This is a genomic window from Actinomadura logoneensis (assembly GCF_003428695.1).
GTDB classification, from domain to species: Bacteria; Actinomycetota; Actinomycetes; order Streptosporangiales; family Streptosporangiaceae; genus Spirillospora; species Spirillospora logoneensis.
This window is the reverse complement of the sequence record NZ_QURH01000301.1, coordinates 1-10,286: the sequence shown is the minus strand read 5'-3', so window position 1 is coordinate 10,286 and position 10,286 is coordinate 1. Positions and strand designations below refer to the sequence as shown.

The following is a 10,286-nucleotide window of genomic DNA, read 5'->3' as shown; positions in this document are numbered from 1 at the left end:
GGGCCCGCCGCCGGACGCGTCGGTGGGCCCGGTCCCGGGCTCGGCGTCGGGGTCCGCGCCGGAGGCGGCGGCGTGCCCGGCTCCGGAAGTGGCGTCGGCCACCCACCGGAATGCCGTGGTCACGGCATGGTAGGGTCGGCTGTTGTCACAGCAAGTGATGGCATCGAACGGGACGGGAGGCGACGGTGACCGCATCCGGCACGGTTCTGACCCTGCGAGGCACGCGGCATCACGGCCACGCCGGGCATCGCGCGGAGCATCTGGGCTCCTGAGCCCGTCCCGGAACCGTCCCACCATCACCTCTCCCCGAAAGGGAATGCTGTGCTGTCTCTCGTTCTCCCCAAGGGGTCCCTGGAGAAGGCGACCCTGGAGCTGTTCGACGCCGCCGACCTGACCGTCCGGCGCTCCTCCGACCGCGACTACCGCGCGTCCATCGAGGACCCCCGGATCGACCGGGTGCGGGTGCTGCGCCCGCAGGAGATCCCCACCTACCTGGAGCAGGGGCTCTTCGACCTCGGCATCACCGGCCGCGACTGGATCACCGAGACCGACTCGGACGTGGTCAGCCTCGGCGAGCTGAAGTACTCCAAGGCCACCTCGAACCCGGTCCGCGTGATCATGGCGGTGCCGAACGACGCGCCCTGGCGGTCGGTGTCCGACCTGCCGGAGGGCGTCCGGATCTCCACCGAGTTCCCGGAGATGACCCGCCGGTTCCTCGACCGGCACGGGGTGAAGGCCAAGGTCGTCCCGTCCTACGGCGCGACCGAGGCGAAGGTGCCCGACATCGTGGACGCCATCGTCGACCTCACCGAGACCGGCTCGTCCCTGCGCAAGAACGGCCTGCGCATCCTCGACACCCTGCTGACCAGCTACACCGAGCTGGTCGCGAACCGCGAGGCGTACGAGGACGCCGACAAGCGCGCCGCCATGGAGGACATCGCGCTGCTGCTGCAGGGCGCGATCCGGGCGCGCGGCAACGTGCTGCTCAAGCTGAACGTCGCGCAGGGCGACCTCGCCGGCGTGCTGGACATCATGCCCGCGATGTCGTCGCCGACCGTCACCGCCCTCGCCGGCGGCGAGGCCAGCGCGGTCGAGTCCGTGGTCCCCAAGCGCGGGGTGAACACCCTGATCCCCGCGCTGAAGGCGGCGGGCGCGCACGACATCCTCGAGATCCCGATCAGCAAGATCGTTGACTGAGGTCCCGACGCTGCCGGTGGTGTGGCGCCCCCGCACCACCCGGCTGGTCGCGTACGTGACGGCGGGCGTGAGCGTGCTCGGCATGGTCGTGCTCGCCGTCATCGTCGCGCCCCAGTTCAAGGCGTTCGACCGCACCATGATGGTGCTGTTCGGGCTGCTGATGGCGTGGGTGCTGCACATGCTGGCGCGCTGCCGAGTGACCGCGGACGAGGCGGGGGTGACGGTGGTCAACGCCTTCCGCACCCGCCGCCTCGACTGGGCCGAGATCGTGGACGTGAACATGAGCGTCGGCGAGCCGTGGCCGACGCTCGACCTGGCGGACGGCACGTCCATCGGCGCCATGGGCATCAACGGCGCCGAGAAGCACCTCGCCGCCCGCCAGCTCACCGAGCTGCAGACCCTCGTCCACCTGCGCGGCGAGGCCCGCGAGGGCTAGTCAGTCCTCCTTCCCCAACTGCTGGAGGACGGACGTGATCCACTGCTCCGCCTCGTCCTTGTCGAGATCGACGTCGAGCAGCGGGCTGCCCTCGTCGAAGTAGGCGAGCAGCAGGTGCTCGGTGCCGATGTAGTTGTGCCCGAGCCGCAGCGCCTCCCGGACGCTCCGCTCCAGCACCTTCGCCGCGTCCTGCGCGTAGGGGATGTTCTCCGGGATCTCCGTCTCGGCCCGCGGCGGCAGGGCCCCGACGGCGGCCTCCCGCACGTCCCCGACCGCGACGCCCTGCGCCTCGATCGCCTTCACGGCGAGGCCCTCGGGCTCGGTCAGCAGCCCCAGCACCAGGTGCGCGAGGCGAATCTCGGCGTTCCCGGCCTCCCGCGCCGCCTCCTGCGAGGCGAGCACCGTGTTGACCGCCCGCTTGGTGAACCGGGCGAACGGTCCGGTCGCCTCGACCGTCCCGCCGCCCGGCTTGGGGACGAACCGCTTCTGCGCCGCCTGCTTGGTGACGCCCATGCTACGCCCGATCTCCGTCCAGGACGCGCCGGACCTGCGGGCCTGGTCCACGAAGTGCCCGACCAGGTGGTCGGCCGCCTCGCCGACGCGCTCCGACACCTCGACCGCCTCCGACAGCCGCTCCAGCGGCCCGCCGTCGGGGCTCTGCTCGTTCACGTACTCGATGAGGTCACCGAGCCGCACCGGAAGTTCGCTCATGCGTCAACCATAGGTTGACGCCCTCAGGCCGTCAACCCGAGGTTGACGATTGGAGTGACGGGTGGGCCGCCGGCCGAGGCCCGATCACGTCATCAGCGCGGTCATCACCTCGCGGGGGAGGGCCGGGTTGGCGGCGGCCGCGGTGGCGGTCTCCCGGTCCGCGAGGAGGGCGAGCAGGCGCGGTCGGGGGAGGCGGGGGTCGCTCGCCATGACTCGCCGGACGCCTGGGTCGGGGTCGTGGCTCAGGCGTTCGATCAGGTCGGGCGGGGCATCGGGGTCGTGGGCCGCCAGTGCTCTGGCGCCCGGGTCGTCCGAGGTGGCGAAGCGGCGGAGGTTCTCCCGGGGGAACTCGGGCCGGCTGAGTTCGTCGAAGCGGGAGATGAAGGGGTTCTCGAGCAGGGTCGAGAGAAGCAGGGCCGGGGGCGGGGACGGGTGGTGCTCGGTGAGGAGGAGGCGGACGCTGAAATCGTCGTCCTCGGCGAGCAGATCGACCAGGTCAGGGGGCAGGTAGGGGCTGTAGGCCGCCGCGCGGCGGAGAGCCGGGTGCGCGGACGTGGCGCAGCGGCGCATCGTCTGGAGGTCGTCGAGCCGCTCCCACGCCCAGCCGGGTGGTCGGACGAAGTCCTTCGGGGCGACGTGGTAGTCGATGGCGGCGCGTTGCTCCTCGGTGAGTTCCGGGCGCATCGACACGGCCAGGCGGACCTCGTGCTCGGGATCGCGGGCCAGTTCGGCGACGAGGTCGGCCGGGGTGTGCGGGTTGGCCGCGACGGCCTCCCGGAAATCGGGGTCCTCGTGGCGGGCGAGGCGGAGGGCGGTCTCGCGGTCCAGGCGCGCGGTCTTCGCGACCTTGGTCGCCTTGTCGTAGTCGTCCAGCTCGTCGTCGGCGAGGAGTGCGGGGACCAGTTCGGGACGGCGTGCGACCACCTTGAGCGCTGCGGTGCGGCGGACGGAAGGGACCGGATCGGCGAGGAGGCGGTCGGTGATGTCGTCGGGAGGATCCGGCCAGGCGTGGACGGCGGCGGCGCGGACGCCCGGGTCCTGGTCGGCGCAGAGCGTCCGTCTGGTGGAGGGTGGGATGTCGTGGCGCCCGGCCAGGGCCTCACGGACGCGTCGGTCGGCGTCCTCGGCCAGGACGGCGTAGGCGTGCTCCGGGAGCGGGGGGACGGTCTCGCGGAGCGCGCTCGGGCCCTGGGCCGTGGCGATGCGGACGTCTGCGGCGGGGTCGGTGACCAGGCGGGCCCGCTGCTCGGGTGGCGCGTACCGGTTGTTCGCCACCATGCGCCGGACGTGTTCGTCGGGATGGGTCACGGCCGCGTCCCAGACCTGCGCGGGGACGTGCGGGGTCGAGAGGACGCGGCGTTGGATCTCGTGATCGCCCGTGCCGAGGAGGGCCAGGAGGGTGCTCGTCGGGGCGTTCGGGTTCTGCGCCAGGCCGATGAGCTGTGCCTGGTTGAGCTTGTCCAAATCTCAGTCCTGGTCCGGGGTGGCGAAGCGGAGGCGGAGGGTGGCGGTGTCGAAGGGGTGGTGGCCGAAGGACCAGTCGAGGAGGCGGGCGGCGTCGGTGAAGCGGGCGGCGGACGTCGGTTCCCCCAGGACGACCCCGTACACGGTCCGGTCGCCTCGCCTGGCGGTGAAGAGCAGACAATAGCCTGCGGCGTTGGTGAAGCCGGTCTTGATGCCCCTGGTGCCCTGGTACGTGCCGAGGAGGTGGTTGGTGTTGTGCCAGGTGTACGCGGCGTGGGACCTCGTCCGCGGGAGGGTGTAGGAGCGGGTGGCGACGACGCGGCGGAGGGTCGGGTCGGCGAGGGCGGCGCGAGCCAGCCGGACGAGGTCGTGCGGGGTACTCGAGTCGGCGCGCCCGGACGGCCAGGGGAGGCCGTCGAAGTTGTCGTAGCGGGTGTCGGCCATGCCGAGGCTCCGCGCGGCGGCGTTCATTTTGGCGACGAACTTCGGCCACGTGCCGCCGTAGGACTCGACGAGCGCGAAGGCGGCGTCCGAGCCGGACGGCAGCAGCATCGCGTAGAGGAGCTGGCGCGCGGTGAGGCGGTCGCCGGGGTGGAGTCCGGCCATGCTCGCGTCGTGCCGGGCGCCGTAGGCGCGGTACTTGCGCTTGATGGTGATGGTGCGGTCGAGGTCGCCGGCGCGGACGACCAGGAACGCGGTCATCAGTTTGGTGATGCTGGCGATCGGGCGGCGCGCCTCGGCGCCGCGTCCCCACGTCGTCCCGCCGGCGGACAGGTAGGCGGCCTTCGCCCGGATGCCGGACGGCGCGGACCCGCTCAGGGCGGGGGCCTGCGCGGACGTGTCCGGGGCGGGGGCCGGCGCGGCGGCGGCGGGTGGGGGAGCCAGGAGAGGGAGCGTGAGGAGCGTCCCGGCGAGTAGTCGAGTGCGTCGCATCAGCGGTCCCCGTTCTCGATCGTCCGACCAGGTGCGAGCAGCCTCGCGGCTGGCCCGGGAGGCCGCAACCGGTTCGACGCAAACATGGGGAACCCCCTGTGCCGCGCGGCACAGGGGGCGGGAAGGGCGGGCGTCAGTCGACGTTCGCGCCGGCCGGGACCGGCGGGACGACCCAGACGTCGGCGGTGCGGACGCCGAAGCCCCAGTTGAGCATCTTGGCGGCGTCGGTGAAGCGCGCGGCCTCGACCGTCTTGGAGCTGTCCAGGACGACGCCGATCAGCGTCTTCTTGCCCCGGACGGCCTCGAACATCAGCGAGTAGCCGGCCGCGTTGGTGTGGCCGGTCTTGATGCCGACCGCGCCGCGGTAGGCGTTCTTGCCGGAGCCGAGCAGCCGGTTGGTGTTCCAGTGGCTGTAGGCGTGGTGCCCGCTGGTCGCGCCGAGGACGTAGCGCGGCTGCTTCACGATCGAGCGGAACGTGGAGTTCTTCATCGTGGCGTAGCCGAGCCGGGTCAGGTCCCAGGCGGTCGAGTACGTCGACTTCTCCGAGGGCCAGTTGAGGCCGTCGAAGTTGGCGTAGTGCGTGTTCTTCATGCCGAGCTTGCGGGCGTTGGCGTTCATCTTGGCGACGAACGGCTGCCAGCCCGGTCCGACGGTGTCGGCGAGCACGTACGCGGCGTCGCAGCCGGACGGCACCATCATCAGGTTCAGCAGCTGCCGGACGGTCAGCTTGTCGCCCGCGACGAGGCCGGCGCGGCTGGCGTCCCTGTACTTCTTGGTGACGTACTCGACGTGCTTGCGCTGGACGGTGATGACCTTGTCCAGGCTGACCTTGCTGTTCAGCACGGTGTAGGCGGTCATGACCTTGGTCATGGACCCGATCGGGCGCCGGGTCTTGTCCGCGCGGGCCCAGCGGGCCTTCTTGGCGGTCACGTCGTAGAGGTAGGCGGACTTGGCGCCCACCCCGGCCGGGCCCGCGGCGGGCGGCCCAGAGGTCCCGGTCCGCGGCGGGAGCGGCGGCCGGGGCGGCGTGCGCGGCGGTCCCGGCGACCGTGAGCAGCGGCGCGGCGGTGAGGGCCGCGACCGCGCAGCGCACGGTGAGTCGTGCAGAAACCTTCATGGCATCCCCGTTCGACAGATACGCCCCATGGGTGACTGATGTCCCACAGGTCCGTTAGGAGAGTGCCAGGACGGGCGGGCCGCCGCAATTGATCTTGAAACTCCGTGATCCGGGGACCGGGTTTCGGTCGGACCGCCACGTCTTTTTCGTCCCGAGTGACAAAAGGGGCTCATCACGGTGTGACAAACCCTGCTCGCACCCGGGCAACACGGCGGCTGCTCAAACGGTGACAACAGCCCTCGCTCGCAGGCTGACAAAGACGCGCGCCGGAACCCTCGGATCAGGCCGTGACCAGGGCGAACGCGCCCGCGCCGACCAGTGCGACGGCCCAGACCCGGTCCAGGTTCAGCCACGCGGCCCGCAGGACCCTCAGCCCGAGGACGTCGTAGACCAGCAGCGCGACGATCCCGGCGGTGGCGAACATGGCGAGCGTGTGCACGCCGGTCACGAACACCGCCGCCGAGACGGCGCTGCCCGCCGCGTGCCCGAGCCCGTGCGCGTGCGCGCCACCGGTCCCGGCGCCCCGTCCGGACGCGGTGATGAGCGGCAGCAGCATGAGCCCCGCGCCGTGCGCCGACGACATCAGGAACGACCAGCCCGCGAGCTGCGGCAGCGACAGCCGCATCCCGACCCAGCGGAAGTGCCGCGACGACAGCAGCCGCCACAGCCCGAAGCCGACCAGGACGACGCCCCCGGCGACCGCGACCACCCGCGCGGCGACGACCGACCGGGTGAGCGCGACCAGCAGCGCGACCGCGCCGACCGACGCCGCGTGCCCGGCGGCGATGGCGGGCAGCGCCTGCACGACGCGCGTCCGGCTGCGCTCCTGGAGGCCGCGCGCCACCGCGAACAGCCAGCCCATTGCCGGGTTCAGGCCGTGGAACGCCCCGAGGACGACCAGCGCCGCCAGCGACCCGTCCGTCACCGGGTCACGGGTAGCAGTAGGAGTCGGACGAGGCGTCGCCGCCCTGCAGCCGCGTCTGGTGGACGCGCAGCCCGCCGAAGTCGTCCCCGTGCGGGAAGAAGCGCCGGTCGAACCCGAACCCGTCGTCGGACGAGTCGAGCCGGGCCATCCACGCGCCGACGCCGTCCGGGTAGAACTGGTCGTCCCAGGCCCGGTACAGCGAGTTGGTCACGTAGACGCGGCGGCCGTCGCGGCTGACCTCGACCATCTGCGGGCCGCCGGAGAGCGGGACGTCCGGCGCGGCCGGGTGCGGCGTCCGGTTCACGATGCCGCCGATCCGCACCGAGCCGTCCTCGACCGGGTGGAACGGGTCGGTCACGTCGTACCGCTTCAGCACGCCGGTGCCCCAGCACGACACGTACAGCCGCCGGTCGTCCACCGACAGGTCGATGTCGGTGACCAGCGGCGGGACGGCCCCGAACGGCCGGATCACCGGCGGCAGCGCGTCGGCGGGCGCGGGCTCGGCCGGGATGGTGACGACCTTGGTGGCCGTCCACGGACCGTCCTTGCCGCCGCCCTCGCGGTGCCACAGCCAGATCGAGGACGACAGGTCCTCGACGTCGACCACGACGTTCACGAAGCCGTACTGGCGCGTGGGGTCGTGCGCGGGACGCAGCTCCAGCGCCATCTGGTGCCGGTCGCCGAGATCGACCCGCTGCACGTGGCGGCGTTTGCGCATGTCCCAGAAGTGCAGCGCGTGGCCGTACTTGCGCCCGAGCAGCAACTCGCCGACGACCCCGTCCTCGATCATGGACGGGGTGCCCCACTCGGACGTCACGAGCACGTCGTGCGCGATGTGCCACCAGGCGTCGTAGGCCAGGTGCTGCGGCCCGCGGTCGACCTCCCACCGTCCGAGGACCTCGAACGAGTCGTGGTCGAGCAGCGCGATCCCGCCCGGGCCGTCGTCACCGCCCGCGCCGCCCGGCCAGCCGTCGGCCCCGCCGAGGGACGCGACGTAGAGGCCCTCGGGGCCGCAGTGGACGGTGTGGGGCCGCGAGTACCCGGCGCGCTTGGCCAGCTCCTCCGGCTCCAGGACCTTCGCGACCGTGGGCGACCTCGGGTCGTCCTTGACGTCCAGGAAGTAGATCCGGGACGAGCGGAGGCCCGGCGCGACCAGGTAGCGGCGCTCGACGTGCGGGTGCGGCGCGTACGGGCACAGGGCGCTGCTGCACGCGTTCCAGCCCATGTGGTGCAGCTCGTCCCCGGTGTGGGGCAGGTCGGTGCGGCCGACGACCGTGCCGTAGGACGCGGAGTCCGGGTCGGTGTCGAGGACCAGGAGCGCGTCCGGCCGCTCGGCGGCGGGGTCGAAGGCCGCCACGTAGGCGAGCCTCTCGGGAGGAGCGGAGACGGCGTCGCGCGGGGAGGCGTAGAAGGTCGGATCGGGCTTCCACAGCGGCATGGGCACTCCTCAGCGGGGTCACCCGATCCTCACCCGCCGCGCGCCGTCCGCCAAGGGCCGGTTCAGGTCACTGTCACCGGATGGCGCACCACGGCACCGAAGAGGTAACCGTTGCCGTTGTGCGGCTCGACGTCCGGCTGGGTGCGGCCGGTGTCGTCGGTGGCGCGGGCGAGCAGCGCGTACCCGCCGGGCGCGGGCGGACGCCACGGGAACGACCAGAGCACCCACGCGTCGGTCCGCTCGTCCAGCCGGGCGGGCGCCCAGTGCGCGCCGCCGTCGGTGCTGACCTCGACGTGCTCGACGCGTCCGGTGCCGGACCAGGACCGTCCGGTGAGCGTGACCTCGCGTCCGGCCGCCGCGTCCAGCGTCGCGGGGAACGGCAGCTCGAACGCGCTCTTGACGTTCATCGTGGTCAGGACCTCGCCCTCGGCGGGCAGGTCCGGCCGGAACATCCGGTAGTAGCGGGTGTTCCACGGCGAGGTCAGCTCGTGGTCGGCGACCTCGATGTCGCCGAGCCACTTGATGGACGCGATGCCGACCCAGCGCGGCACGACCAGCCGGGCCGGGAACCCGTGGTCGGGCGGCAGCGGCTCGCCGTTCATCTCGTAGGCGACCAGGACGTCGTCCAGGGCCTTCGCCACCGGCAGCGGACGCCGGACGCGGCCCATGTTCTCGCCCTCGTCGACGAACTCCGGGTCCAGGCCGCGCGGCATCAGGTCCACCGCGGCGGGGGAGAGGCCGGCGCGGTGCAGCAGGTCGGCGAGCGGGACGCCGCGCCAGGTCGCGACGCCGATGCCGCCGAGCGTCCACGGCGTCCCGCGCACCCGCTCGTTCTGCTGCGTCTCGAAGAACGAGCGGCCGGTGCCGGTGCACTCGATCGCCGTCGTGACCGTCCGGGCGGGCAGGGCCAGCAGCTCGTCGTAGGTGAACTCGACCGGCCGGTCCTCGGTGGGGGAGCCGTCGAGGCCCGAGCCCCAGAGCCTGAGCCGCCACGTCCGCGCGTCGATCCGCGGCGTGGACACGTGGTTGCGGACGAAGAACCGGTCGGTCGGCGTGACCGTTCCCTGCCCGGCCATCGCCTCCCAGCGGGTCTCGGCGTTGGTGTCCCGCGCGATGAACAGCTCGGGCGGCAGGGGCTTCACGATGGAGCGGGCGGCGATGTTCGCGTCGTTGCGCACCGGATCATTCAACCGGCAGAGCGGAGCGGGGGCCAACATCGCGTCCGCCGATCCGGTCACCCGGACGGCGGATAGGGTGTGTGGCGTGGCGCACAGCACACCGCCCCCGCCGCGTCCGGCGAGCGACCCCCTGGAGCCGCCCGGCGCGCCGCCGCGGGCGTCCACGGCACGACCGCAGGCGCCGCGGGTGCTGCCGGAGTCGCCGGGGGCGCTGGCGGAACTGCTCGGCGAGCACGCGTACCTGTGCGACGACGGCCTCGCCACGGCGTGCTTCCTCGCGCTGCGGATGGGCCGTCCGCTGTTCCTGGAGGGCGAGGCCGGGGTCGGCAAGACCGAGCTGGCCAAGACGCTCGCCCGGGTGCTGGACGCGCCGCTGGTCCGGCTCCAGTGCCACGAGGGCCTGGACGCCTCGCAGGCCCTCTACGACTGGGACTTTCCGCGCCAGATCCTGCACCTGCGCGCCGCCGAGGCGGCCGGGGTCGCCGGGGCCGCCGACGCGGCGCGGCTGGAGGGCGAGCTGTACGACCGGCGGTTCCTGCTGGCCCGGCCGCTGCTGCGCGCCCTGGAGACCAGCCCGTCGGTGCTGCTGGTGGACGAGGTGGACCGCGCCGACGACGAGTTCGAGGCGTTCCTGCTGGAGGTGCTGAGCGACTTCGCCATCACGGTGCCCGAGCTCGGCACGATCCGCGCCGCGTCCCCGCCGGTCGTGGTCGTGACGTCCAACCGCACGCGCGAGGTGCACGACGCGCTGAAGCGCCGCTGCCTCTACCACTGGCTGGAGCACCCGTCCTTCGACCGCGAGGTCGCCATCATCCGCCGCCGCCTGCCGGCCGCCGCGGACCGCCTCGCCGCGCAGGTCGCCCGGGCCGCCGCCGCGCTGCGCGCC

The 10,286-nt window shown here is 72.8% G+C and carries 10 protein-coding genes; 3 read left to right on the top strand and 7 right to left on the bottom strand.

The genetic code is table 11. The features are described from left to right. Positions 1–321: 321 nt before the first annotated feature. Both hisG and DZF91_RS18485 read left to right on the top strand, forming a co-directional pair. Positions 322–1,197 (top strand): ATP phosphoribosyltransferase, encoded by an 876-nt coding sequence (hisG, locus tag DZF91_RS18490; RefSeq protein WP_117358706.1) that lies wholly within the window; start codon positions 322–324, stop codon positions 1,195–1,197. Then, positions 1,190–1,633: a PH domain-containing protein gene (locus DZF91_RS18485; RefSeq protein WP_235834389.1), complete on the top strand. Its 444-nt coding sequence runs from the start codon at positions 1,190–1,192 to the stop codon at positions 1,631–1,633. Before hisG ends, DZF91_RS18485 begins: the two co-directional genes overlap by 8 nt. Here DZF91_RS18485 and DZF91_RS18480 read toward each other — a convergent pair whose 3' ends face one another. From DZF91_RS18480 to DZF91_RS18450, 7 genes are all read right to left on the bottom strand, one after another. Continuing rightward, complete coding sequence (locus DZF91_RS18480) at positions 1,634–2,344, bottom strand: Clp protease N-terminal domain-containing protein (protein ID WP_117358705.1); 711 nt, start codon at positions 2,342–2,344, stop codon at positions 1,634–1,636. 84 nt (positions 2,345–2,428) lie between these two features. Continuing rightward, positions 2,429–3,808: an LRV domain-containing protein gene (locus DZF91_RS18475; RefSeq protein ID WP_117358704.1), complete on the bottom strand. Its 1,380-nt coding sequence runs from the start codon at positions 3,806–3,808 to the stop codon at positions 2,429–2,431. Between the two features lie 3 nt (positions 3,809–3,811). Next, positions 3,812–4,741, bottom strand: coding sequence for a D-alanyl-D-alanine carboxypeptidase family protein (locus tag DZF91_RS18470; RefSeq protein ID WP_117358703.1), 930 nt, complete (start codon positions 4,739–4,741; stop codon positions 3,812–3,814). Between the two features lie 133 nt (positions 4,742–4,874). After that, complete coding sequence (locus DZF91_RS18465; RefSeq protein WP_158587978.1) at positions 4,875–5,702, bottom strand: D-alanyl-D-alanine carboxypeptidase family protein; 828 nt, start codon at positions 5,700–5,702, stop codon at positions 4,875–4,877. Positions 5,703–6,139: 437 nt separating this feature from the next. Then, positions 6,140–6,784, bottom strand: a complete 645-nt coding sequence (locus DZF91_RS18460) for a hypothetical protein (RefSeq protein WP_117358701.1) — start codon at positions 6,782–6,784, stop codon at positions 6,140–6,142. A gap of 4 nt (positions 6,785–6,788) precedes the next feature. After that, positions 6,789–8,222 (bottom strand): selenium-binding protein SBP56-related protein, encoded by a 1,434-nt coding sequence (locus DZF91_RS18455; RefSeq protein WP_117358700.1) that lies wholly within the window; start codon positions 8,220–8,222, stop codon positions 6,789–6,791. Between the two features lie 62 nt (positions 8,223–8,284). Continuing rightward, positions 8,285–9,400: a sulfite oxidase gene (locus DZF91_RS18450; RefSeq protein WP_235834388.1), complete on the bottom strand. Its 1,116-nt coding sequence runs from the start codon at positions 9,398–9,400 to the stop codon at positions 8,285–8,287. A 187-nt stretch (positions 9,401–9,587) separates the two neighbouring features. Here DZF91_RS18450 and DZF91_RS18445 point away from each other — a divergent pair. Further along, positions 9,588–10,286, top strand: a 699-nt coding sequence (locus tag DZF91_RS18445) for an AAA family ATPase (RefSeq protein ID WP_199486721.1), incomplete at its 3' end; no start/stop codon positions are given.

Bases quoted from the DNA above. Each gene is read 5' to 3' on its own strand.
- DZF91_RS18480 (WP_117358705.1), bottom strand. From the start codon at position 2,344: ATGAGCGAACTTCCGGTGCGGCTCGGTGACCTCATCGAGTACGTGAAC.
- DZF91_RS18455 (WP_117358700.1), bottom strand. From the start codon at position 8,222: ATGCCGCTGTGGAAGCCCGATCCGACCTTCTACGCCTCCCCGCGCGAC.
- DZF91_RS18470 (WP_117358703.1), bottom strand. From the start codon at position 4,741: ATGCGACGCACTCGACTACTCGCCGGGACGCTCCTCACGCTCCCTCTC.